General features: G+C 42.0%; 22 protein-coding genes. 18 read left to right on the top strand and 4 right to left on the bottom strand.

Features of this window, described 5'->3' with window-relative positions; translation table 11 throughout:
- Positions 1 to 96: 96 nt before the first annotated feature.
- The 3 genes from J0X13_RS15450 (at position 97) to J0X13_RS15440 (ending at position 3,173) form a co-directional block, all read left to right on the top strand.
- Positions 97 to 753, top strand: coding sequence for a TetR family transcriptional regulator C-terminal domain-containing protein (locus J0X13_RS15450; protein WP_207072281.1), 657 nt, complete (start codon positions 97 to 99; stop codon positions 751 to 753).
- Between the two features lie 5 nt (positions 754 to 758).
- The gene (locus J0X13_RS15445; RefSeq protein ID WP_207072280.1) at positions 759 to 2,069 is read left to right on the top strand and encodes an ABC1 kinase family protein; all 1,311 of its coding nucleotides are present in this window, start codon (positions 759 to 761) and stop codon (positions 2,067 to 2,069) included.
- A gap of 96 nt (positions 2,070 to 2,165) precedes the next feature.
- The gene (locus J0X13_RS15440; RefSeq protein WP_207072279.1) at positions 2,166 to 3,173 is read left to right on the top strand and encodes a 3-oxoacyl-ACP synthase III family protein; all 1,008 of its coding nucleotides are present in this window, start codon (positions 2,166 to 2,168) and stop codon (positions 3,171 to 3,173) included.
- Between the two features lie 111 nt (positions 3,174 to 3,284).
- Here J0X13_RS15440 and J0X13_RS15435 read toward each other — a convergent pair whose 3' ends face one another.
- Positions 3,285 to 5,735, bottom strand: a complete 2,451-nt coding sequence (locus tag J0X13_RS15435) for a TonB-dependent receptor (protein WP_207072278.1) — start codon at positions 5,733 to 5,735, stop codon at positions 3,285 to 3,287.
- A gap of 347 nt (positions 5,736 to 6,082) precedes the next feature.
- Here J0X13_RS15435 and J0X13_RS15430 point away from each other — a divergent pair, with 347 nt between their 5' ends.
- The gene (locus tag J0X13_RS15430; protein ID WP_207072277.1) at positions 6,083 to 6,442 is read left to right on the top strand and encodes a CoA-binding protein; all 360 of its coding nucleotides are present in this window, start codon (positions 6,083 to 6,085) and stop codon (positions 6,440 to 6,442) included.
- Here J0X13_RS15430 and J0X13_RS15425 read toward each other — a convergent pair.
- Positions 6,426 to 7,913, bottom strand: coding sequence for a sodium:solute symporter (locus J0X13_RS15425; protein WP_207072276.1), 1,488 nt, complete (start codon positions 7,911 to 7,913; stop codon positions 6,426 to 6,428). The genes J0X13_RS15430 and J0X13_RS15425 overlap by 17 nt on opposite strands.
- A 76-nt stretch (positions 7,914 to 7,989) precedes the next feature.
- Here J0X13_RS15425 and recR point away from each other — a divergent pair, with 76 nt between their 5' ends.
- The 9 genes from recR to J0X13_RS15380 all read left to right on the top strand — a co-directional run bounded on the left by recR (position 7,990) and on the right by J0X13_RS15380 (position 13,840).
- Positions 7,990 to 8,610, top strand: a complete 621-nt coding sequence (recR, locus tag J0X13_RS15420) for a recombination mediator RecR (protein ID WP_207072275.1) — start codon at positions 7,990 to 7,992, stop codon at positions 8,608 to 8,610.
- A 79-nt stretch (positions 8,611 to 8,689) separates the two neighbouring features.
- Positions 8,690 to 10,057 (top strand): dihydrolipoamide acetyltransferase family protein, encoded by a 1,368-nt coding sequence (locus tag J0X13_RS15415; protein ID WP_207072274.1) that lies wholly within the window; start codon positions 8,690 to 8,692, stop codon positions 10,055 to 10,057.
- Positions 10,058 to 10,129: 72 nt separating this feature from the next.
- Positions 10,130 to 10,903 carry a 3'-5' exonuclease gene (locus tag J0X13_RS15410; protein ID WP_207072273.1) on the top strand — a complete coding sequence of 258 codons (774 nt, stop codon included), beginning with the start codon at positions 10,130 to 10,132 and terminating at the stop codon, positions 10,901 to 10,903.
- A gap of 33 nt (positions 10,904 to 10,936) precedes the next feature.
- The gene (locus J0X13_RS15405; RefSeq protein ID WP_207072272.1) at positions 10,937 to 11,548 is read left to right on the top strand and encodes a fumarylacetoacetate hydrolase family protein; all 612 of its coding nucleotides are present in this window, start codon (positions 10,937 to 10,939) and stop codon (positions 11,546 to 11,548) included.
- Positions 11,548 to 11,886 carry an Hpt domain-containing protein gene (locus J0X13_RS15400; RefSeq protein ID WP_207072271.1) on the top strand — a complete coding sequence of 113 codons (339 nt, stop codon included), beginning with the start codon at positions 11,548 to 11,550 and terminating at the stop codon, positions 11,884 to 11,886. Before J0X13_RS15405 ends, J0X13_RS15400 begins: the two co-directional genes overlap by 1 nt.
- Positions 11,887 to 13,137: a competence/damage-inducible protein A gene (locus tag J0X13_RS15395; RefSeq protein WP_207072270.1), complete on the top strand. Its 1,251-nt coding sequence runs from the start codon at positions 11,887 to 11,889 to the stop codon at positions 13,135 to 13,137.
- Between the two features lie 74 nt (positions 13,138 to 13,211).
- Positions 13,212 to 13,439 carry a 50S ribosomal protein L28 gene (rpmB, locus tag J0X13_RS15390; protein ID WP_127138560.1) on the top strand — a complete coding sequence of 76 codons (228 nt, stop codon included), beginning with the start codon at positions 13,212 to 13,214 and terminating at the stop codon, positions 13,437 to 13,439.
- Positions 13,440 to 13,467: 28 nt separating this feature from the next.
- Positions 13,468 to 13,650, top strand: coding sequence for a 50S ribosomal protein L33 (rpmG, locus tag J0X13_RS15385; RefSeq protein ID WP_100817574.1), 183 nt, complete (start codon positions 13,468 to 13,470; stop codon positions 13,648 to 13,650).
- Positions 13,651 to 13,687: 37 nt separating this feature from the next.
- Positions 13,688 to 13,840, top strand: a complete 153-nt coding sequence (locus J0X13_RS15380) for a DUF4295 domain-containing protein (RefSeq protein ID WP_014033527.1) — start codon at positions 13,688 to 13,690, stop codon at positions 13,838 to 13,840.
- Between the two features lie 63 nt (positions 13,841 to 13,903).
- Here the strand turns inward: J0X13_RS15380 and J0X13_RS15375 are convergent, their stop codons facing one another.
- Positions 13,904 to 15,760 carry an immunoglobulin domain-containing protein gene (locus J0X13_RS15375; RefSeq protein WP_207072269.1) on the bottom strand — a complete coding sequence of 619 codons (1,857 nt, stop codon included), beginning with the start codon at positions 15,758 to 15,760 and terminating at the stop codon, positions 13,904 to 13,906.
- Between the two features lie 253 nt (positions 15,761 to 16,013).
- Between J0X13_RS15375 and ftsY the strand changes: the two genes are divergently transcribed.
- The 3 genes from ftsY (at position 16,014) to rimO (ending at position 20,050) form a co-directional block, all read left to right on the top strand.
- Complete coding sequence (gene ftsY, locus J0X13_RS15370; RefSeq protein WP_207072268.1) at positions 16,014 to 16,970, top strand: signal recognition particle-docking protein FtsY; 957 nt, start codon at positions 16,014 to 16,016, stop codon at positions 16,968 to 16,970.
- Between the two features lie 6 nt (positions 16,971 to 16,976).
- A complete protein-coding gene (locus tag J0X13_RS15365; RefSeq protein ID WP_207072267.1) occupies positions 16,977 to 18,638 on the top strand; it encodes an amidase family protein in 1,662 nt (553 codons plus the stop codon).
- 110 nt (positions 18,639 to 18,748) lie between these two features.
- The gene (rimO, locus tag J0X13_RS15360; protein WP_207072266.1) at positions 18,749 to 20,050 is read left to right on the top strand and encodes a 30S ribosomal protein S12 methylthiotransferase RimO; all 1,302 of its coding nucleotides are present in this window, start codon (positions 18,749 to 18,751) and stop codon (positions 20,048 to 20,050) included.
- Position 20,051: 1 nt separating this feature from the next.
- On the opposite strand, the gene J0X13_RS15355 is transcribed toward rimO, so the two are convergent.
- The gene (locus tag J0X13_RS15355) at positions 20,052 to 22,634 is read right to left on the bottom strand and encodes a cyclic nucleotide-binding domain-containing protein (protein WP_313786737.1); all 2,583 of its coding nucleotides are present in this window, start codon (positions 22,632 to 22,634) and stop codon (positions 20,052 to 20,054) included.
- Positions 22,635 to 22,989: 355 nt separating this feature from the next.
- Between J0X13_RS15355 and J0X13_RS15350 the strand changes: the two genes are divergently transcribed.
- Together J0X13_RS15350 and J0X13_RS15345 are read left to right on the top strand one after the other, a co-directional pair.
- A complete protein-coding gene (locus J0X13_RS15350) occupies positions 22,990 to 23,469 on the top strand; it encodes a DoxX family membrane protein (RefSeq protein ID WP_207072265.1) in 480 nt (159 codons plus the stop codon).
- Entirely contained in the window at positions 23,466 to 25,082 is a 1,617-nt protein-coding gene (locus J0X13_RS15345; protein WP_207072264.1) for a Gfo/Idh/MocA family protein, read from the top strand. The genes J0X13_RS15350 and J0X13_RS15345 overlap by 4 nt, the downstream gene beginning before the upstream one ends.
- Positions 25,083 to 25,094: the final 12 nt, after the last annotated feature.

Raw genomic sequence — 25,094 nt, 5'->3', positions numbered from 1 at the left:
TAGGTTGTGAAAATGCACTTTCGCTCGAAAGTGCATTTTCTTTAAAAGCTGGATTGCGCAATCCTAACCTTCTTAACTCTTCAAAAAAATACCAAAATGGCAAATACCACTAAATCCAAAATCACCGAGGATAAAATCGTAAGCCTTTTTATGGAATCTGTATTGGAAAATGAAAAGGTGCCAAGCTCGGTATTCAAATTCTGTAAGGAACATAAAATAAAGGAAGACGAATTTTATGGGTTCTTTGGTTCGTTTGAATCGCTACAGCAATCCATTTGGAACAAATTCTTCGACAACACTTACGGGGTAATGCAAAAGAACAAGCAATATGACTCCATGACCAACGAAGAAAAAATGCTTACGTTTTTCTTCACCTTTTTTGAAAATCTGACACTGAACAGGAGCTATGTGCTGTTCATCATGAAAGAGCACAAGTATTCCTTGGAAGGTTTGGCCCAGTTGAAAGGATTACGGAAAAGATTCAAGGATTTTGCCTCTACTTTGATTGAAGAACGAAATGATGAAAAGAACCTGAAAATCTTTAAATACAATGCCCCATTGTTCTCTGAAGGTGCATGGTTACAGTTTTTGTTCATCCTAAAGTTTTGGATGGAAGATGGCTCCCCAGGTTTCGAAAAAACCGACATTGCCATTGAAAAATCCGTAACGACTATTTTTCAAATTTTTGAAAGTACACCCTTGGAAAAAATTGTGGACTTCGGAAAATTCCTTTATAAAGAGAAATTCGCATAAGGCCAATGAAAAGTTTGGATACCATCCCCACCGGAAAATTAGAGCGAGCAGGAAAGCTTGTAAAAACTGGGGTTAAAATAGGAGGGAACTACGTAAAATATTACGGTAAAAAACTAGTGGACCCCGAAACTTCCAAAGACACTTTGGACCAAGATAATGCAGAGGATATTTATGATGGGCTAAAAAGTTTGAAAGGAAGTGCACTAAAAGTGGCACAGATGCTCAGTATGGAGAAAAACCTGTTGCCGCGGGCCTACGTGGAAAAGTTCTCCCTTTCCCAATTTTCGGTACCTCCTTTGTCCGCACCTCTGGTGCGCAAGACCTTTAAAAAATATTTGGACAAGTATCCAGAGGATATTTTTGATGAATTCGAAAAGGATTCTGTGAACGCAGCCAGCATTGGACAGGTACACCGGGCCGAAAAAGATGGTAAAAAATTGGCGGTCAAAATACAGTATCCGGGCGTGGCCGAAAGTATTAGTAGTGATTTGGCCCTAGTGAAGCCCGTGGCCATTAAAATGTTCAACCTAAAAGGCAAAGATTCCGAAAAATACTTTAAGGAAGTCGAGCACAAACTGGTTGAAGAGACCAACTATATTTTGGAACTGGAGCAAAGTCACGAAATAACTACCGAATGTTCCGTAATTCCGAACATGCAGTTTCCAAAATATTACCGCGAACTATCGAGCGAGCGTATTTTGACCATGGATTGGATGGAGGGGACCCACCTGGGAGAATTTACCCGAACCGATTTCGATGCCGAAGTGGGCAATACATTGGGTCAGGCACTTTGGGATTTTTATATGTTCCAGATCCATAAGCTAAGACGGGTACATGCAGATCCTCACCCAGGTAACTTCCTGGTTAGTTCAGATGGTAAACTGATTGCGATTGATTTTGGTTGTATCAAGCAAATACCGGAGGATTTTTATGTGCCCTATTTTGAACTGGCCAAAGAAGAGAATATCAATAACGATAAAATCTTCATGGAAAAACTGTACGAACTGGAGATTTTGACACCAACGGATTCCGAAGAGGAATTGCGGTTTTTCAAAGCCCTGTTCAAAGAAATGCTTACGATTTTCACATCACCTTTTCACAAAGAGGCCTTCGATTTTGGTGATGAGGGTTTCTGGTCGAAAATCGCCAACCTCAGTGAACGCTATTCCAAAGATGAGCAAATCCGAAAAATGAACGGAAATCGCGGGTCAAAGCACTTTTTGTACATAAATCGCACATTTTTTGGACTTTATAACCTATTGCACGACCTAAGAGCCAAGGTCGAGGTGAATCATTTTGAAAAGTACCTGTACTAATTTCCTTAATATATATCCAGTTCTTGTGATATATTTTTTTATTTTCCGTTAATTAGCCTATCTTTTTTTGAAGATTCAATATTTAAGTACTCTATAATGTATAACTCAAGAATATCAGGATTGGGATTTTATGTCCCTGAAAATGTGGTCACTAACGACGATTTGTCCAAAGTGATGGACACTAATGACGAATGGATACAAGAACGTACCGGAATTAAGGAAAGGCGGCATGTTGTAAAAGGCACTGATACGACCACATCCATGGGGGTGAAGGCTGCGGAAAAGGCAATAGAGCGTGCTGGCATAGATAAGGATGAGATTGATTTTATTGTTTTTGCCACACTGAGTCCCGATTATTATTTTCCTGGACCTGGCGTTTTGGTACAACGCGATTTAGGTTTAAAAACCGTGGGAGCCCTGGATGTAAGAAATCAATGTTCTGGATTTGTGTACGGAATCTCCGTTGCCGATCAGTACATTAAAAGTGGTATGTACAAGAATGTACTTGTAATTGGTTCCGAATTGCATTCGCATGGTTTGGATATGACCACAAGGGGTAGGGGAGTTTCCGTTATTTTTGGCGATGGTGCCGGAGCTGCGGTATTGACCCGTGAAGAAGACACATCCAAAGGAATTTTATCGACCCATTTGCATTCTGAAGGGCAACATGCGGAAGAACTTTCGTTGATCGCTCCCGGAATGGGAAAACGTTGGGTGACCGATATTATTGATGATAACGATCCTGAGGATACATCGTATTTCCCTTATATGAACGGACAGTTTGTATTTAAAAATGCGGTGGTTCGATTCAGTGAGGTGATCATGGAGGGTTTGCAGAAGAACAATCTAGGGCCTCAAGATATTGATATGTTGATTCCGCATCAGGCCAACTTAAGAATTTCACAATTCATCCAAAAGAAATTTGGATTAAGGGATGATCAGGTGTTCAACAATATCATGAAATACGGAAACACAACGGCCGCATCCATCCCTATTGCCTTGACCGAGGCATGGGAAGAAGGAAAGATCAAAGAAGGTGATTTGGTGGTGCTTGCTGCCTTTGGTAGCGGTTTTACTTGGGGGAGTGTAATTATTCGCTGGTAATCCATCCCAAAAAAATAATAAACAAAACCCCGATCCTTAAGGATCGGGGTTTTTCATTGATGCTCCCACAAGATAACCAACCAACACTCGAATATGAAGCATCAATATGTTTTATAAGATTCCGCCACCACCTTGCTTGGTGTTGTTGTCTCTTCTTTTACGTTGCTTGGCGCGATTTTTACCACTTCCAAATCGGTAGGACATCCCAACATATACGTTATTGCTTTCCCAGTTAAAGGCACCTTCCTGTGCGAAGGGATAATCTCCTTCAAAGGCAAATCGCATGGTATTGAAAATGTCGTTATAGTTAAAACTCAAGGTACCTTTACCCTCTGCAAAGCTGTAACGTGCCCCCAAATTCACAAAGTACATGGGCTTGGCATCAAACTGGATGCTTTTGTTTCGTCCACGGTAAAAACCAAAAGCTTGAAGCGTCAATTTTTTGTTTACCGTAAAGCTGTTGTTCATTCTCAGGTTCCAAGCGGTGTTCTCAACCTTTACCCTCTGTTCCACAATATCGTCCTCACTGGGGTTGGGGTCAGTGGTGTTCAATGTCTCCGTAAGACCTCTCTGCGTTTGGGAGAATAGATCAAAACTACCATTGATGTTCCACCATTTTGCTGGTCGGTAATTGGTGGACAGCTCAACTCCGTAGGCCGAAGTTTTGTCGAAATTGTCGAAGGTGAGAATGGTTTTGTTCAGATCCAATCGGTCTACATAAATGGCCCTGTTGATTTCATCCGAAATGCTTCTGTAAAATACACCACCTGTAATACTTCCATTTTTGATTCTCTTGGTATAGTTTGCTTCATAAGAACTTGTAAACTGAGGCACCAAATTTGGATTACCGAAAGCGGAAATCAGTGGTGTGGCAAACTCTCTGATCGGGTTTACTTGCTGCAAGCCAGGTCGGTCCACACGTCTGCTATAACTTAATTGCAGTTGGTCCTTATCGTTTGGTTTGTAGGTAACAAAAGCGGATGGATATATTTCGGTATACTTATCGGTAAAGGCGCGTACGGCATTGGTGTCCGCTTTTACTTGCACGTCCTCGATGCGCACGCCCATCTGGTAGGACCATCTTTCATAAGTCTGTCCAAAAGTGGCATAGGCCGAATAAATGTCCATGTCGTACACAAATTTGGTAGATGGCGTAGGGACCAAGTTTCCGTTGGAGTTAAAGGACTGTCCTGTTGAGGAATAATCCACTTTCGTTTCAAAGTTTCTGGATTGTAGTCCCAGTTCCAACTTGGAGATGCTGTCCAATGGATTTACGTAATCCAAATTGGCCGTGGTCTGGGTACGTTCCGTATCCACAAAATCCATATAATCTGGATAAGTGGATGCACCTGTAGAGCTAAAATCGGCATCTTGTTCACTTTCGAACTGGTTGTGGTCCACTTCCAATTCAATGTTGTGCCCTTCTTTGTTGAAATCCAATTTATAATCAAAATTATATTGTTCGCTGCGGTTATTGGAATCATCAAAAAACAATTGTGTCACATTTCTGGATGGATTATTAAAGTAAGAAACCTGTGTTTTTCCATCCCCTACGCCATCGAATATATTTTGATTGGTGAAAAAGGACAGGGTGTTTTTGTCATTCAGGTAGAAATCGACCCCCAATTTATAGAGATGTGATTTATTGTTGTTGAAAAAGTCAAACTTTTGACGGGAATTCTCATCAATTCTCAGAATGCTTCCATCGTTCACCCATTTGCCGATATTATTGCCGTAGTTTCCATAAAAATTGAATTTTCCGTTACGGTAGTTCATATCTATGGAACTGTTGAATTTGGCCTCTATACCTTTGGTTAGTCCCATGTTCACGTTTCCATTGAACCCAATATTTGCATTTTTGTGCAGCACAATATTAATGATGCCGCTCATTCCTTCGGGATTGTACTTGGCAGAAGGATTGGTGATCAATTCTATGGATTTGATCGCCGTGGAGGGTATCTGCTTCAACAATTGCGCTACGGGAACGTTGGACAGTTTGCCATCCACCATTACACGCACATTGGAGTTTCCACGAAGGGTAATATCGCCAGTCTGGGCATCTACATTTACGGAAGGGATATTGTTCATGATGTCTGAGGCCGAAGCACCAGCGGTGGTCAAGTCTTTCCCTACATTGATCACCTTACGGTCCACACGCTGTTCTATAGTTGTGCGTTCGGCTACTACTTCTACACCTTCTAGTTCTTTGGTTTCTTCCTTCAAGATTACCGTGCCCAGATTTAGGTTACGTTTACCTTTGGATATGACCAATTTCTGTGAATAGGTTTTATATCCGATAAATTGGACCTCGAAAATAAAGGTGCCATCGGGCAGTTTTTTGATTTCGAAGTTTCCGTCTTCTGTGGTAATACTGCCAGTTATGGTTTTGGAGCCGTCTTCAGACTTGACGACAACAGCTGCATAAGCAACTGGTTGACTTGAGGAGTCGTCAATAACTTTTCCGTTGATTACGCCGAGTGCCGTATCTGGGTCGTTTGCTAAGGATGTAAATGGGGAGGTCATGCACAGTAATAGTGCAAATAGAAAGCTCAGATGTCTCATGAGTAGTTCGTTTTTTGATTGATGATTGATTGATTGATGATATTGTTAAGACGCCCTACTTTGGTTAATGTTACAGGAGAGAATCATTTTAACATTCTTTAACAACAAAGAGCTATGGATTTCCCACCTTTGTAAGGTGCTATGGCTCGGTGAGACGATTATAATGACTTTGTAAAAGAAGAAACCCCGGTAAAGAATACCGGGGTTATACATTGATAAGCTATACTAAACACTAACCATTAACTATAAAAATACAGTCTTACCAATGACAATAAGTTATGAAAAATAGACGACTTTACATATGATAAGTTACAGTCTATATAAAAGTTTAACACAAAAATTAACAAATGCTAAAAACACTTGTCGTAGGGGCTTCTACAAACCCGGGAAGATACAGTAACACAGCAATTCGTAGGTTGGTTGACAACAATGTTGAAACAACCGCATTTGGGATACGTGGGGGAACTGTATCAGGGATACAAATTAAAGACAACTTAGTTGATTTTCAAAATATTGATACCGTTACTTTGTATTTAAACCCTAAAAATCAAAAAGAATATTATCAACAGATTGTGGATTTGAAGCCCAGACGTGTCATTTTTAACCCTGGAACCGAAAATCCGGAATTCTACGAAATCCTTGAAAATGCTGGGATTCAGGTGGAGGTTGCGTGTACTTTGGTGCTGTTGGCTACTGGGCAGTATTAGTTGATGTAGCTGATTTTTTTGTTCGGATCAACCATAAGCCAATAAATGTCAATAATCCGTTGAGCGGCAACAATTCGTATCCTACTTGATACCCGCCCAAATAGGCCACAGGTACATTCGCAATAAAAACTATGGTAAATACCGATGCCAGTGCGACAATCCAAACATATTTGTCCTTTATTTTGTGTTTGGTGAAAATTCCAAAAGCAAAAAGGCCCAGCAATGGTCCATAAGTATATCCTGCAACCGTAAGCAAACTATCAATTACATTGCTGCTAAGAATGTACTTGAACGCGATGATCACGATCACAAGAGCAACACTCATGGCGATGTGGGTGCGTTTTCTAATTCTTTTTTGTTCCTTTTCCTCTTTTTCTTCAACATCCAAAAAATCCACGCAGAAAGAAGTCGTCAACGAAGTAAGGGCGCTGTCCGCGCTACTGTAGGCAGCGGCGATCAATCCCAACATAAAAGTTATGGAGAGCGCCAGACCTAAATTTCCGTTAAGTGCAATTTCGGGGAAGAGCAAGTCGGTTTTTGGTGACCCGTCCATTAAAGGGATGCCAATACCTTCCCGTTGAGCGAATATGAAGAGCAGTGCGCCCAATAGCATGAACAAGAAGGTGACACCGACCAATACAAAACTAAAGGAGACCATGTTCTTCTGGGCATCCTTCAAAGATTTGCAGGTAAGGTTCTTTTGCATCATGTCCTGATCCAGTCCAGTCATACAAATGGTGACGAACATGCCGCCTACAAAGGATTTTATGAAATAACTTTTGTCCAAAAAGCTATCGGTCACCAAAAAATCATTGTAGTTCTTTAGCTCTTCCGAAGCCAAAAACTCTCCAAAGCTCCATCCTAGTTCCTGATTGATCATCACAATGGAAAGTACTACGGCCACGATCATAAAAAGTGTCTGCAAGGTGTCGGTCCAAACAATGGTTTTAATGCCACCTTTGTTGGTATAGAGCCATATCAATAAAATGGAAATTATAACAGTGAACTCAAAACGGACCCCTAGGTCATCAAACACAAACTGTTGCAGTACTATGGCTACGAGGTATAACCTGAACGCCGCACCTAGGACCCTGGAGACAAAAAAGAAAAATGCGCCTGTTTGGTGACTTACTTTTCCAAACCGATCTAGCAAGTACTCGTAAATCGAAGTTAAATTGAGCTTATAATATAAGGGCAAGAGCACAAATGCCACCACAAAATACCCGAACAGATATCCCAAAACAACTTGCATATAGGTCAATTGGCTATCGCCCACCCATCCCGGGACCGATATAAAAGTTACCCCAGATAAGGAGGCGCCCACCATTCCAAAGGCCACTATGTACCAAGGGGATTGCTTGCCTGCTTTAAAAAAATCGGCGTTGGAGTCGTTTTTACCGGTAAAGTAAGAAATGAGGATAAGCACCAAGAAATAAGCACCTATAAGCAACAGAATTTGTGTGGCCGACATATTTGCAATTTGATTTGCAAAGTACGAAAGTAAATTGGTAACTCTAAAATCGTAATTTTGTAGGAGAATCGAAGCTATGGAATTTTCATCTAAGCTATTGCAAAACGCAGTTTACGAAATGTCTCAATTGCCGGGAATCGGTAAAAGAACGGCATTGCGTTTAGTGCTCCACTTGTTAAAACAGCCCGAAGAAAGGACCGAACTATTGGCACATGCGTTGCTAAAATTGAAGAGCGAGGTCAATTTTTGTAAAAATTGCCATAATATTTCAGATACCGAAGTGTGCGAAATATGCGCCAATCCAAAACGAGATGAGACCATGGTTTGTGTGGTGGAGGATATTAGGGATGTAATGGCCATTGAGAACACATCACAATACAATGGACTTTACCATGTGCTTGGGGGCAAAATTTCTCCAATGGAAGGAGTAGGGCCGCAAGATTTGAATATTGCTCCCTTAATTAAAAAAGTTAAGGATGGGACAATCAAGGAATTGATTTTGGCACTGAGCTCCACCATGGAAGGAGACACCACGAATTTTTATATTTATAAACAACTGGAAGGTACAGAGGTCACCACTTCTACCATTGCCAGGGGAATTTCGGTGGGTGATGAATTGGAATATGCAGATGAAGTAACTTTGGGAAGAAGTATTATCAATAGAGTCCCTTTTGAAAGCTCTATTAAAGCGAATTAATGAACATAAATCAAAAATAAGTCGATTTCTTTAGTATTTTTGTAAAATACAAATCAAAATCACTTTGATAAATACGAATATGTCAAAATTTGAATTGAAATTACCGCAAATGGGAGAAAGTGTTGCTGAAGCTACCTTGACCAACTGGTTGAAGGAAGTAGGGGACACCATTGAGATGGACGAAGCCGTCTTCGAAATTGCCACGGATAAAGTGGATTCTGAAGTTCCCAGTGAAGTGGATGGTGTACTGTTGGAAAAGCGGTTCGATGTAGATGACGTTGTAAAAGTGGGCGAAGTTGTCGCTGTGATTCAAATCGAGGGTGACGTGGACAATGCCGTTGAAGCCAGTGCAGAAGAGGAAGTTGTGGAAGAGGCGCCCGCTGAGGTCCATGCGGGTGAACTGGAAGCCCAAATGGCCGGGGTCAAGGAATCCGTATCCGCACCCGCACCCGATTTTTCAAGTTCTGAACGATTTTATTCCCCTTTGGTAAAGAACATAGCCAAAGAAGAGAACGTTTCCATGGATGAATTGGAGGCCATCGCCGGCACCGGCAAAGAAGGTAGGGTCACCAAGAACGATATAATGGCTTATTTGGAAAGCCGTTCCAATGGAAGCGAGGCCAAAACCGAAACCGTTAGCCCACAACACGAAACCAAAGCCGAAAAGGCGGCCACACCTCTGGCGCCTAAAGAGACGGTAGCGGAGAAACCCAAAGAATCCAAAGTCCAGGTTGGGGCAGGGGACGAGGTAATTCCGTTGACCCGTATGGGCAAGCTGATCGCCCACCATATGATCGAGAGTATATCAACCTCTGCACACGTACAGAGTTTTGTGGAAGTGGACGTGACCAATGTGGTCAACTGGAGAAATAAAGTTAAAAATGCTTTCCAAGAGCGCGAAGGGGAAAAACTGACCTTTACACCCATATTTATGGAAGCCGTGGCCATGGCCCTTAAAAAATATCCAATGATGAACATCTCGTTGGATGGGGACAAGGTCATTAAAAAGAAGAACATCAACTTGGGGATGGCAGCAGCGCTTCCCGATGGCAATTTGATCGTACCTGTTATCAAAAATGCAGACCAATTGAACTTGGTGGGAATGGCCAAAACCGTGAACGACCTGGCCAATAGGGCAAGGAACAATCAGTTAAAGCCCGATGAAATCAAGGACGGCACCTATACAGTGACCAACGTTGGTTCCTTCGGAAGTGTCTTCGGTACGCCGATCATCAATCAGCCACAAGTGGGGATTCTTGCCTTGGGCGCAATTCGTAAAATGCCATCGGTTATAGAGACAGATCAAGGAGAGTATATCGGTATTCGCAGTAAAATGTACCTATCGCACAGTTACGACCATCGTGTGGTGAACGGTGCATTGGGCGGAATGTTCGTAAAAGCAGTGGCCGATTATCTGGAGGCTTGGGACATAAATAGGGAAATATAAAGGAAAACGACCTGTATTCCTTTCACTATTCTTAATTTAGAAGCCAAGTGAATTTTATTTAAAAATCCCCACATGCAGTTACAATTGACCAAACCTATTTGCTTTTTTGACTTGGAAACCACCGGTACCAATGTCGCCAAGGATAGAATTGTTGAAATTTCCATCCTGAAGGTTTTTCCCAACGGAAACAAAGAGAGCAGGACATGGTTGGTGAATCCGGAAATGCCAATTCCACCTGAATCCGAGGCCATTCATGGAATTTCCGATGAAAAAGTGGCCAACGAACCAACATTCAAGCAATTGTCCAAGGATATTTATGCGATGATTCGCGATAGTGATCTGGCTGGATTTAACTCAGATCGGTTCGACATTCCATTGTTGGCAGAGGAGATGCTCCGTGCCGATGTGGATTTTGATATGAAGAGCATGGTCTCCGTGGATGTGCAGACCATCTTCCATAAAATGGAAAAGCGGACGTTGGAAGCAGCCTATAAATTCTATTGCGATAAGAATTTGGACGATGCCCATAGTGCCGAAGCGGATACCATGGCCACTTATGAGGTCTTATTGGCACAGTTGGAACGGTATCCGGATTTGGAAAACGACATAAAAAAACTATCCGAATTCACTACCAGAAGGCAAAACCTCGATTTTGCCGGTTTTATCGGTGTGGATGAAAACGACAATCCGATTTTTTCTTTCGGTAAGCACAAAGGAAAAACAGTGGATGAGGTGATGGAAAAAGAACCAGGCTATTTTGGTTGGATCTTGAATGCCGATTTCCCACTGTACACCAAAAAGGTGCTTACCCAAATTAAGTTGAGCAAGCTCAACAATAAATTTTAAGAATAACAAATAGCCTAACCCCATAAGCAAATTATGAAACTGATTTGTATAGGACGTAATTATGTAGATCATATCAATGAGCTGAGCAACGAACGTCCAGATGAGCCTGTGGTTTTTATAAAACCCGATTCTGCCATTTTACCCAAAGAGCAGGATTTTTATATTCCAGAATTTTCCGAAGATGTACACTATGAAGTGGAAGTCTTGGTGAAAATCAAAAAAGTGGGAAAACATATTTCTAGGGAATTTGCCCATAAGTATTATGATGAAATAGGCCTGGGAATAGATTTCACCGCAAGAGATCTTCAATCCAAATTAAAATCCAAAGGCTTGCCCTGGGAAAAAGCCAAAGGTTTTGACGGCGCTGCTGTAGTAGGAAAATGGGTTTCCAAAGATAAATTCGCCGACATCGATAACTTGAATTTTTCATTGTCCAAAAACGGTGAAACGGTTCAAGAGGGAAACACTGCTTTGATGCTGTGGAAGATAGATGAAATCATTGCGCATGTATCCACCTATTTTATGCTAAAAAAGGGAGACATCATTTTCACGGGCACCCCTGCAGGTGTTGGTAAAGTAAGCCCAAATGACTACCTTGTCGGTACTTTGGAAGGAGAGCAACTGTTTGATATTAATGTAAAATAATGATATACAACCTCGATAAAATAAATGAAATGGCGGAAGGGGATGAGGATTTCATCACTTCTGTAATTTCTGTGTTTTTGGAAGAAGTCCCAGAAGACTTGGAAGGTCTTGAAAAAGCTATCAATGGCAAGGACTACGAAAACATATATAAGCTGGCGCACAAGATTAAACCCAATGTGGATATTTTGGGCATGGAGCAAACAAGGGCCAAGGCGCTTGAAATAGAGACTTTGGGGAAAACAACGGGAAGTATGGAGGAAATTGAAGCGAAATTCCCAATTCTTAAAAAGGATGTGCTCCAAGTGGTTGCTGAACTTAAAAACGACTTCGACCTATAGATGCAAGCCGAGATCATAACCATTGGGGATGAAATCCTCATTGGTCAGATAGTGGATACCAATTCAGCGTTTATTTCCAAAGAGCTGAACAAGATTGGGGTTTCTGTCTATCAAATCACCTCAGTTCAAGATCAAAAGGAGCATATACTAAAATCCCTAAAGGAAGCTGGTGAGCGTTCCTCGGTGGTTATTGTCACCGGTGGTCTGGGGCCAACTAAAGATGATGTAACCAAACACACCCTTTGTGAATTTTTTGAGGATGAATTGGTTAGGAACGAAGCGGTCTTAAATCATATAGAGGAACTTTTTAGAAAATACATCACTACGCCCATTTCGGACTTGAACAGGGAGCAGGCCATGGTACCCTCAAAAGCCACCGTACTGCACAATGAGTTTGGTACGGCACCGGGAATTTGGATGAAAAAAGGTGAAACCGCCTTTGTTTCCCTTCCAGGAGTGCCCTACGAGATGAAAAACCTCATGACCAAATCGGTTCTGCCCAAAATCGTGGAAGAATACCACCGACCTCATATTGTCCATAAGACCATCATGACGTATGGACTGGGCGAGAGTGCAATAGCAGATAAACTGGAAGAGTGGGAAAATAATTTGCCGTCCTTTATAAAATTTGCTTATCTGCCCAGCATCGGTAGTGTAAGATTGCGTCTTTCTGCCAAAGGGGATAATAAAGATGCCTTAATGACAGGTATTGAGGAGCAAGTGAAAAAGCTTTATCCTCTTATAGGGGATATTATTTATGGAGAGGAAGAGGAAGATGGACGTGTAGAAAAGCAAATAGGAACTTTATTGACCGACAGAAAAATGACCTTGGCCACCGCGGAAAGTTTTACGGGAGGAAGTATTGCAGAACGAATTACTTCGGTACCGGGAGCTTCCAACTACTTTAAGGGCAGTATGGTGTGCTATGCAACAGAGGTCAAAGTAAATTTGTTGGGAGTGCCGCAAGAATTGATTGACAAACACTCCGTAGTTAGCGAAGCCGTTGCGGTTGCCATGGCCGATAACGTAAAAAACAAACTGAAATCCGATTTTGCCATTTCCACAACGGGCAATGCTGGTCCTACAAAAGGCGACTCCGATGCCGAGGTGGGAACGGTATATATAGGGATAAGCACCCCAAATGGAACTTTTGCCCAAAAATTCAGTATGGGCAGACACAGGGAAAGGGTTGTGAAAAAGTCTGTAAACAAGGCTTTTGAGCTGTTGTACAAAGAAATTTTAAATTTCTGAAAAAGAATTTTGTACGTCCCATTAAAATGGTATAAATTTGCAGCCTCAATAAAATCACTCAAATAGTTAGGGAGATGTCTAAAGTTTGTGAAGTAACAGGAAAAAAGGTGATGTTTGGAAACAACGTTTCCTTTTCTATCAATAAGACTAAAAGGAGATTCGATGCGAATGTCTCCAAGAAGAGATTTTATATTCCTGAGGAAGATCGTTGGGTAACCTTGAACGTTTCTGCCCGTGGGTTGAAAATCATCAACAAAAAAGGAATCTCTGCTGTCTTGAAGGAAATCAATTCCAAAAAGTAAGTTGTAAAAGCATTTTAAGTACAATACAATGGCAAAGAAAGGAAATAGGGTTCAGGTAATTTTAGAGTGTACAGAACACAAAGAATCTGGTATGCCAGGTACTTCTAGGTATATTACCACCAAGAACAAAAAGAACACGCCAGATAGGATGGAAATCAAAAAGTACAATCCTATCCTTAAGCGTATGACCGTTCATAAAGAAATTAAGTAATAGCTTTTTCAAAGTAAAAGGCAGAAAAATATAAACCATGGCAAAGAAAACAGTAGCAACACTTCAGTCATCATCAAAAAGATTGACAAAGGCCATTAAAATGGTCAAGTCTCCTAAAACTGGAGCATACACTTTCGTAGAGTCTGTTATGCCACCAGAAATGGTCAATGACTGGTTGAACAGCAAATAAGGAGCATTTCCTTACACCATATCAAAGCCGCTTTATAGCGGCTTTTTTTATGAAGTAATGTTTTTAGTTTTTATTGACCCTGTAGGTAATTCTTCGGTTGCTGACAACTGTGTTTACATGAAGGGTCAATGTCACTGTATTGCTTGTTGTGGAACTACAGATAAAGGCATCGTTGCTAGCCTGCAACCGATATTGTGTGTTGTTTTCGTTGACAGTGGGATTGGTAATGGTCAAGGTATTGGTGGACGTACCCGAATAAACGCCAAGATCTGTAAGGTCTACCCAAGTACTACCATTATAATATTGCCATTGGAATTTATCGGCAACAACCGAAGCGGATACGGTCGTCGAGCATCCCGGACACGTAGTTGTATCTACCGGTTGGGATGTAATAGTAGGGGCGGCGCCTGCCTCCCTGTAATCATAGGTTGTATTGGAATCGTTATCGGCAGGAGCTGAATATCCATCAGAGCCGCTTGTGACTAGACCATTGGAATCAATAAGAACCGGATTGGGCCCTAAATATCCATCATTATTGTTGTCGGTAAACCCTGCCTCTCGCGTATCATAACATCCATCACCATCGGCATCTAGTGCATATGCATCGTAGTTTCCGTCGGAATCGGAGTCTAAAATGGAATAGGAAAGGATGGCATACGCTGTATCTGTATCTTCCAAAACATTAAAAAGACCATTGGAACCTGAACTTGAAGTAGCTCCATCGATGACACCATCATTATTGGCATCCGAAACTCCGACTTCGTTTAAAGCCCCTGCCTCCATAAGATCATATATGCCATCGTTGTCAGAATCAAGGTCCAAATGATTGCTAATGCCGTCTCCATCCGTATCACAAATGGCACTAGCAAACAGTTCCCCTGTAAATCCTTCTGGGCCGGGCCCTTGCTGATTGGTCAGTGTGAAAGTATTATTGTTCCCAGGTACCCAAGTAATGGTATTAAAAGGAGTACCGCTTTGTGCTTCCATGAGTTCCAATGTTGTAGAGGTTGTATTTCTACTACCGTACAAATTGATTTGCCCATATTCATTAACGACCAGTCGTAATCTTGGAATTCCGTTGGAATTTGCCACCCATGGTTGACTTATAAAGCTGCCATCTGATTGAAATACAAAGTATTCGTCTCCTGCATCCAATGCCCCATTTTCAAATTCCAGCACAGAAGGATGGACGGTAGATCCATTAATGTCCAACTGAAAAGAATTGTCCATAGATGAAAAATCAAGCCTTAAGTATTCTGTATCCGTATGGTTGATAACCACGGATCTCTCTCCCACATCCGAAGAAGTTAGAAAAGAAGCGTTTATGGAGGAACAATATTCTTCTTCATCGGTAATGCCATCATTGTCATCATCTAGATCCACAGCATCAATAACCCCATCCGCATCTGTATCTGTTTGAGGAACAGATGTAGTGGAAATAATAATATTGTCTATATAGGTGCGATCATCGTTTCCAGACCAATCATTTCCCCCTTTTCTAAAACGAATGGTGGTATTACTGGATATGTAAGCGGTAATATCTTGGTCGAACGTGCCACTTTGAGTACCAGAAAAAGTATCTAAAGTGGTAAACGAAGAACCGTCCGAGGATATTTGTATAACCAATGTCTCGCCCGATTCAAGGCTCGATGTTCGCCAATCAAAAGACAGAGAGGCGGTATAGTACGAACTTAAATCGGCAGAACGCCTTATATTCTCTGACCAAATATATCTAAACCTTAATTCATCGTTATTAATACTGATATAGCCATTGGCAGGATCGTTGTTGTCATTGTATTCCAGCCAATTGGTAGACCAGTTTTGGGAGCCGTCGTTATTCGAATAGGATACAGAGCTAAATGTATCGGAAAACGTTTCTTGTGCCCTAGAAGTTGCTGTAATAAGGCACAATATTGCCAAGAAGATTATTTTTATTGGAGGTTGTATCAAAATTATTGGAATCTTAATTGTGTTAAAAGTATCCAGTTATCTGTAGGCACTCTAATAAATGTTGTGTACCTGTGCATTATATCGGTAAGGTTCTGGTATTATGTGGTTTGCTGGATTTTATAAAAACTCGTTATGTCTAACTATTTACCTTATTTTCAACCAAAATTGATTTAACAAAACTCCCCTTACTTTCCTATCTTTGATCATTCTCAAAGAACATAGGATGAGCTTATTCAAAAATATATTTTCAAAGGATAAAAAAGAGACCTTGGATAAAGGGCTCGAAAAATCCAAAACCAGTTTTTTTGGTAAACTGGGCAAGGCCGTTGCAGGTAAATCCAAAGTAGATGATGAAGTATTGGATAACTTGGAAGAGGTTTTGGTCACTTCCGATGTCGGAGTCAATACTACCTTAAAAATAATCGAACGCATTGAAGAGCGTGTTTCCCGTGACAAATACATGGGTACGGACGAACTCAATACCATTCTTCGTGAAGAAATCGCTGGCTTGCTTTCGGAGACCAACTCAGGCGAAGACACCGAAATTACTGTTCCAAAGGACAAAAAACCATATGTTATCATGGTGGTGGGCGTAAACGGGGTGGGTAAAACAACTACCATTGGTAAACTGGCCCATAAGTTTAAGGCCAACGGATTGAAAGTTGTTCTGGGAGCTGCGGATACCTTCCGTGCTGCTGCCATTGACCAATTGGAAGTTTGGGCAAAACGCGTGGACGTACCTATTGTAAAACAAAAAATGGGAAGCGATCCTGCATCCGTTGCTTTCGACACCTTAAATTCGGCCGTTGCTGAAAAGGCTGACGTGGTTTTGGTGGATACTGCCGGTCGTTTACATAATAAGGTGAATTTAATGAACGAGCTTTCCAAGGTAAAGCGCGTGATGCAAAAAGTGGTGCCGGATGCACCCCACGAGGTACTTTTGGTACTTGATGGCTCAACAGGACAAAATGCCTTTGAGCAGGCCAAACAATTTACCAAGGCCACTGAGGTTACTAGTTTGGCTGTGACCAAATTGGATGGGACCGCAAAAGGAGGAGTTGTTATTGGAATCTCCGACCAATTCCAGATTCCCGTAAAATATATCGGAGTAGGCGAAGGAATCGAAGACCTTCAAGTGTTCAACAAATATGAATTCGTAGATTCATTCTTTAATATTTAAATTGCTATGTATAAATACCTACTATGTTCCTTTTTATTGATCGGATTTATTTCCTGTAAACAAATAGAAGCAGAACCGAAGGAAGAAGTTGTTCTTTGGACTCCATATAATGATTCGGCCGAGGTAGCCGCAAGTGCAGATAATGAGAACAGGCGGATGCGCTATAAATTCATCCAAAGTAAGGTGCTTGATAAAAACGAAGTGTTTTTGCCTCTTTATGATGAAGTATCGCAGTTCACAGAAGCACAATATGAGAAAATAAAACCTTTGGTATTGGAGCAAGATATCCCTACCGTTCAAACCCATATCGATGAAGGGACCTTTACCTATGAAGATTTGGTGCTTTTTTATCTCCATCGAATTTACAAGTACGAACTGCCCAATAGAACCACACTCAATACCATTATTGCATTGAATCCCAATGTGCTCGAAGAGGCCCGTAAGCTGGATGAAAGCAAAGGAGATCACCATCCTATTTATGGTATGCCCATTTTATTGAAGGATAATATTGGAACCGAAGAAATGAAGACTACTGCGGGGGCTATCGCGCTGATGGACAACCAGACCGATGATGCTTTTATTGTAGAACGGTTAAAACAAAAAGGAGCACTTATTTTAGGTAAGGCGAATTTGAGTGAGTGGGCCAATTTTATCTGTGGGGTTTGCCCGAACGGTCAAAGTGCTGTGGGTGGACAAACCCTAAATCCCTACGGAAGGAGAATTTTTGATACAGGTGGCTCCAGTGCAGGTAGCGGAACCTCCACTGCAGCCAATTATGCTGTTGGTGCAGTTGGAACCGAAACTTCAGGTTCTATTCTTTCACCGTCCAGCCAAAATTCTGTGGTTGGCCTAAAACCGACCATCGGGTTACTGAGCCGAACAGGAATCGTACCTATTTCCAGTACTTTGGATACCCCGGGTCCAATGACTAAAAATGTAACGGATAATGCCATTTTGTTGGATGCCATGCTGGGGAAGGATGAAGCCGATTATAAATCCGTAAGTGCCGAGCCGGGCATTTTATCCGCTTGGATGCATCCAGAACCTTTTGGGAAAGTCCGTTTGGGAGCAATGAAAAACTTAATGGAGCGAGATTCCATTTATGCTGCCAATGTAGAAGCTTTAAGGGAAGCTGGTGCACAAATAGTGGAATTTGAAGGAGAGAACATTCCCTTGGATGGTTTTACCACTTTATTGAATCTGGATATGGAGCAGGATTTGCCTGCCTACTTAAGGTCTCAAGTTAAAAATAAGGATGTTGTACAAGTGGAGTCGGTTGAAGATGTTGTAACCTTTAACAAACAAGACTCTTTGGTAAGGATACCTTATGGACAGGCCCGTTTTGACGGTATTTTGGCCGACTCGACTACAGTGGAGCAGTTTGAGAAAATTAAGAAGGACCTAAAAGAATCGGGAAGAGCCTTTTTCAAGGTCATGGAAGAAAAAGACCTTGATGCCGTGTTGAGTATCAATAATTACCATGCAGGCTACGCAGCTGTGGCGGAATATCCTGCCATTACTGTTCCCATGGGATATAAAACCAGTGGTGAGCCCGAGAGTTTGACCTTTATCGGAAAACCATTTTCAGAAGCGCATTTACTGCGCATTGGGAAAGCCTTTGAAGACTTGACCAAGGCAAGACAGATTCCAGAAGGGTATCTGAAATAATCAATCACAATACTTATCAGCTCCACATGACCTCTTTAGTTAAAATTATACCTTAAAGAGGTCGTAATGCCTTGTGTTATTGTATTTTTGCACTCCATTTTAAAGGAACTATGCGCACAAAATCGCTCAAGAAGAACAAAATTAATGTGGTAACCTTAGGTTGCAGCAAGAATGTCTACGACTCGGAAGTATTGATGGGACAGTTGCGTGCCAACAATAAAGAAGTGGCCCATGAGGAGGAAGGCAATGTAGTGGTGATAAATACCTGCGGATTTATTGCCAATGCAAAGGAAGAAAGTGTTAACACTATTTTGGACTACGTGCAGCGAAAAGAAGCTGGCGATGTGGACAAGGTGTTTGTAACAGGTTGTTTGAGCGAACGCTACAAACCTGATTTGGAGAAGGAGATTCCCAATGTGGACGAATATTTTGGAACGAGCGATTTACCTAATTTATTGAAAGCCCTGGGTGCCGATTATAAGCACGAGTTGATAGGGGAACGTTTGACGACAACACCTAAAAACTACGCTTATCTTAAAATTGCCGAAGGATGTGATCGCCCTTGCTCATTCTGTGCCATTCCCCTAATGCGTGGAAAGCACCGAAGTACACCTATAGAAGATTTGGTGGCCGAAGCCGATAAACTGGCGACCAACGGGGTTAAGGAACTGATCTTAATCGCCCAAGACCTTACGTATTACGGTCTTGACCTGTACAAGAAAAGAAACTTGGCCGAATTGCTCAAGGCCTTGGCTAAAGTAGAAGGTATTGAATGGATTCGTTTGCACTATGCCTTCCCAACAGGTTTCCCTATGGATGTTCTGGAGGTGATGCGCAATGAGCCAAAGATTTGTAATTACATCGATATTCCACTCCAGCATATATCCGATTCCATACTTAAAAGTATGCGACGTGGCACTACACAGGCCAAAACCACAAAATTATTGAAGGACTTTAGGGAGGCTGTGCCGGAAATGGCCATCCGTACTACCTTGATCGTGGGTTACCCAGGGGAAACCGAGGAGGATTTTGAAACCTTGAAACAATGGGTGCAGGAGATGCGTTTTGAGCGCTTGGGTTGCTTTACTTATAGTCACGAAGAGAATACCCATGCCTACAATTTGGAGGATGATGTCCCCCAAGAAGTAAAGCAAGAGCGCGCAAATATTATTATGGAAATTCAATCACAGATTTCTTGGGAACTGAACCAAGAGAAAATTGGTGAAACCTTCCGTTGTATCATCGATAGAAAAGAGGGCAACCATTTTGTGGGGCGTACCGAGTTCGATTCACCCGATGTGGACAACGAAGTACTCATTGATGCTACCGAACATTACGTAAAAATCGGAGACTTTGTGAACATAAATATTACCGATGCCTCCGATTATGATTTGTTTGGGGAGCCTGTTTAAACTAAGCATCGGCAGTAAAATCAATCGATTCTTTTTCCACAGGACTTTCAACAGAGAGCAAAGCTGTTTTAATGACTTCGCTCCAAATCGCATATCCGTTTTTGTTGAGGTGCAATCCGTCCGACATATAAAGTTCGGGCTTTGGACGGTTGTCGGCTGTAATCATTTGCCCGAAAACATTGATGTACTGCGCATTGAGTTCTCCAATTACGTATTTGGAAAGCAGTAAGTTGGTCTCAATGATCTGGGGAATCATTTCCTCGCGTTCCAGACTAGGTTTTAGGCTCACAAAGGCCAGTTCCACTTCGGGATATTTTTTGAGAATCATTTGAACCAGTTTGTTACAGTCGTTCAAGACTTCTTGTGGAGACTTACCTTGAGCAAGGTCGTTTTCACCAGCGTACAACACAATCTTATTGGGCTCCGCCCCCTTAAAGATTTCCTCAAAATAATGAATGCACCACGCATAGGTAGATCCACCGAAACCTAAATTGAGCACATTGAAGGGGTGCAGGTCTTTTTTCATCCCTACCCATAATCGAACAGATGAACTACCATAAAAAACAATAAGATCTTGCTGGTCCTCTAGACCGCTAACACGCCTTTTTAAGCGCTTTATCTCGTTGCGCCATATCTCTGGTGGTTCTTCCATCACTGTCGGTGCAGGCTTCATATAAAGTTCTTCGGCCCGTTTTCTTGCATCTTCCACATAACTCGCATAGGTGTGTTGATACCTCTTCACAAAATCATATACATCTGCACCCGTTTCCGATAATTTTTCACTCAGTTTAAAGGGTTGGTGAATTTTACAGTAAAAAAGACCATCAGAAATACGCTTGTCAAAGTTCACCAAAACAATGGGCACAATGTAAGGTTCATGGTCCATGGACTGGGCCAGTTTAAAAACTCCGGCTTTAAACGGTCCTGGAGATTCCTCGGAAGAGTAGGAAGTGCCTTCTGGACTGATGACCAGATTATGGCCGTTTTGTAAATATTTGGCTGCTGTGCGATAAAATATGCTACGGGTTTCTTTTTTGCTCCTTTTATCAACCGAGTCCGATTCCTTGGTGTAGACATTGATATATCCCAGCTTGTTGTAATAATTTTGATGGCCGTACTCTTGGCCCCTTCCAATTCGTACGGTCCTAATACCAGGGTCGTTATATTTTTCATCCAATATTTTGGCACTGATGAAATGTGAATCCAACGTAATTTGAAACGTGTTGTTGAGTGTATAGAACGGGTGATTGAAAAGATGGTTATAGATAAAAATGCACCCACTTTTCTCGGGGAGGTTGTCCAATCCCTCTATATGGTGCTGCACATGTTCGAATGCCAATTTGGTTGCCGAGGCACACGATTTTCTGACATCACTGCCCGATTCGTTTTTCTTTTCTGCCACCGTTTCATATATCTGTTGAAGGCCTTTCAGGAACTTTAGTTCCTGCATATCTTCTTGTAAAAGTTCTAAGCTCAGCGATGCGATATGGCGTTCCAAATGTGAACCATTATTTATGAGTTTGGACAAGGCATCGTACCCCAATTGTTTGGTATTGGTGTTCGAAAGTAAATGTCCTACCTGATGCAAGGGAGAGGAGAGGGCCAATCGAGATTTGTTGTTCTCGATCAATTGATAAACAGCTTGAAGGTTGTGTTTGCCCAAAAGCCCTAAATAACGGACGAAGGCAGCATTGATTTGATTGCCCATCAACCACAAGAGTCGCATAAAAAACTTATGTGCGAAAACAGAGCATTTGCCCAACAGTTGCAGTAAGTCCTTTTGATGGATAAAATAAATGGAGGTTTTTTGGGTGGTCATCGCGGAGCAGATATCCTTCTCGCCCATGGCACAGGACCAGCCGAAAATAAAGCCTGGATTGTTAATAGATCGCTGGCGTATCTCAATGTTGCCTTCCAATCGTTTGATGGCCACTTCCCCGTGAATCAGAATAAAAAGTCCATTGCTAAGCCTGTCCTGTATGTAAAGGACTTCGTCAGGTTCATATTCACGCCGCTCGGCAATGGAGGCGATTTGGGAAAGTTGTTGGTCATCAAAATAGTCCAAGAACGGAGAGCGCCGCATCAATGAGACTACTTCGGCCTGCTCGGTGTCCGGGCCTATAAAAAACTCACGGTCTTTCTGCAGAGGACGATAGCGTGCCGCTTGCAGAAGATCGGTCTGTTTTAAAAGTGATTGCCTAAGTTGGTGATACAATGAACGGCTGACCTTGGCAATGGTTTGGTTGTTTTGGTCATTTTCCAAATGATGGACCATTTTTTCAATGGGCACCTCAAAGAAACTTGCCTGTTCGGAAGCCACCGCAATTTTATAGGTGTATCTTTTTCGATCGTTGAGACCATTGAGGCCCAAGGTGCTCATGGGCTCTGAAATTTGGCAGACCAGTACCTCCTCTTCGGGATCTTTGGTAGTGGTGTAATAGTCGAAAGTCCCTTGTATTAACCATCTGAAGGTATGTACTTTGGTGTGTATGTTGCAAATAACGTGACCCTTTTCGTATACAGAAATGGTTCCGTTGGGAAACTGTTCTTTCAGATAATTGATATCCGCTTCAATATGACTCACAAGTCTTTTTTAAGTATGGGTTGTTACGGTTAACTTCATCAAAAAAAAGCAGTTGGGGAAAGTATTTTGGAATAAAAATCAATTTGAAAAAATGAGGCTATGATCATAACGATATTTCTAAAATTCAGACATCATATTGGTCAATCCCTCATTGTCTAAAACCTTGAAAATGTCAGTTTTTGATCATAGCATAAATACTTGGTAACCTGATATCCAGACTTCTAAAAATTGACATTGGTCATATTATTTGGAGTTACGGTTAGGTACTTTTAGTATTTCAAAAAAGGAACAGATCTCCAAATCTTCTTTTGTCACCTACAGGAAACAAGGAAAATTAAAATTAACTATAGCAACTATGAACCAAAATCAGAATAAACTGAAAGCAAGTGTTACCCTGCTTCGCATATTTATAGGGTGGCACTTTTTATTTGAAGGTGTGGTGAAGATGTACAATCCCGAGTGGACATCGTTTGGATATTTGGCAACCGCACAAGGACCTTTTGAATGGTTTTTTACCATTTTGATAGGCGACGCAACCATAGGTTGGGTGGATACACTGAACATTATTGCGCTTATGGTGGTCGGGGTAACCTTTACCCTTGGTATTTTTGAACGTATCGGTGCCATTGTGGGAGTTGGCCTTTTAGCACTATATTTTTTGGCCCATCCACCATTTCCAGGCTTAACACAAATGAATGTGGAAGGCAACTATTGGCTGGTCAATAAAAACTTGATCGAACTAGTGGCCATGATCGTGATTTATCAGTTACCTACAGGAAGCTACTTTGGCCTGGATTATCTCAGAAAGAACAAACTTAAAACTCAGGAACAATGAAATGGACTAGAAGAGACCTTTTAATAGGATTGGGAGGCTTGCCAGTACTTGGAGCAGTATGGTGGGCTGGAGCGGCAACTGCTGTTGGATCAAGAAATAAGCGCTCGGAAATATTGGAACAACTTAATATAAAGCCATCATTGCCACCTGCAGTTCCCGGAATAGGTGGAGACCCTGTCCGAATTGGGGTAATCGGTTTTGGTATTCGCGGGGAGCAACTCACCAGAGCTTTGGGTTTTGCAACCGATGAATGGAAAGAAGAAATGCGGTTGGCTGCTCAAGAAGACCCTAACAATAAGAGATTGGAGGATTTCGAGGCCCAGGAACGGCTCAATGTAAAATTAGTGGGGATATGTGATGTGTTCGATGTCCGCGCTGAAAAGTTCATCAACTCCTTTTCTACGGATGATAACCAGATAAAGAGATACCTTACTTATAAGGATATGATCCAAAGCGGCGAAGTGGATGCGGTAGTTATTGCTACTCCCGACCACTGGCACGCACCAATGTCCATTGAGGCTTTGAACAATAATGTACACGTGTATGTGGAAAAACCGATGACACATACCGTGGAGGAAACCTATACTTTGCGCGAAGCTGCAGAGAATTCGGATGCAGTGTTCGCAGTGGGTCACCAGCATAGGCAAACCTTAAGTTTTAGTACCGCTCGTGATATTGTGGAAAAAGGAACTCTGGGTCATGTTTCGTTGATTCAAACAAATACCAACAGGAACGATGACAACGGTGCTTGGAATTATGACATCCACGAAAAAGCTAGTCCCGAAACCATAGATTGGGAGCAATTTTTGGGTTCTGCGCCCAAGGTCCCATTCAATAAAAACCATTTTTTCAGATGGCGTAAATGGTGGTCCTATGGTTCCGGTCTTTCAGGAGATCTTTTGTCCCATGATTATGATCGTTTGAACTGCGTGCTCAATATGGGAATTCCTGCATCTGTAAGTTCTTCAGGTGGGATTTACACGCATAACGACGGACGGAATGTGCCCGATGTGATTCAGGTGAACATGGAATTTCCTGATTACAGCACAGGAAGTAGCCAAGCTAAAGGCAAAGAAAATGGTATGACCTTTTGTTACAGTGCCACTTTGGGGAATGGGTTCAGCAGACCTACCATTTTAATGGGGCACGATGCCACTATGGAATTGGGCAACAGATTAACAGTTTGGCCCGATGGTGCATCCACCCGATACGCCGAAATGTTGGAAGCGGAAAAAATGAAGCCCAATGTGCCTATCTATCAATATGACCCAGCCGCCAATGCAACGGATGCCGTCTCCTCGGCCACTTCGCAATATTTTGCCGATAAAGGATTGATGTGGACCTATATTGATGGGGTCCGTGTAGATTCTACCTTCTTGCACATGCGCGAGTGGTTGAGCGTTATCAAAAACGGTGGAAAAGTAAGCTGTGGTATCAAGGAAGGGTTTGAAGAGGCTATTTCTGCTCACATGGCGGGATTGTCCTGGAAGTTGGGAAGGAAAATTGAATGGGACCCGGCTACTCAAGCTTTAAAACCGATTGAAGGAATTGACTTTGATCAAGTACTCTTGGCAAACGAAAACTGGAATATACAACCAGAAATGGTTGGATGAGGTTTCTTGATT

Source organism: [Muricauda] lutisoli (nom. illeg.), from assembly GCF_017313105.1.
Taxonomy (GTDB): Bacteria; Bacteroidota; Bacteroidia; order Flavobacteriales; family Flavobacteriaceae; genus Flagellimonas; species Flagellimonas lutisoli.
The sequence above is the reverse complement of the archived record's forward strand: the minus strand, read 5'-3'. Positions and strand labels throughout refer to the sequence as shown.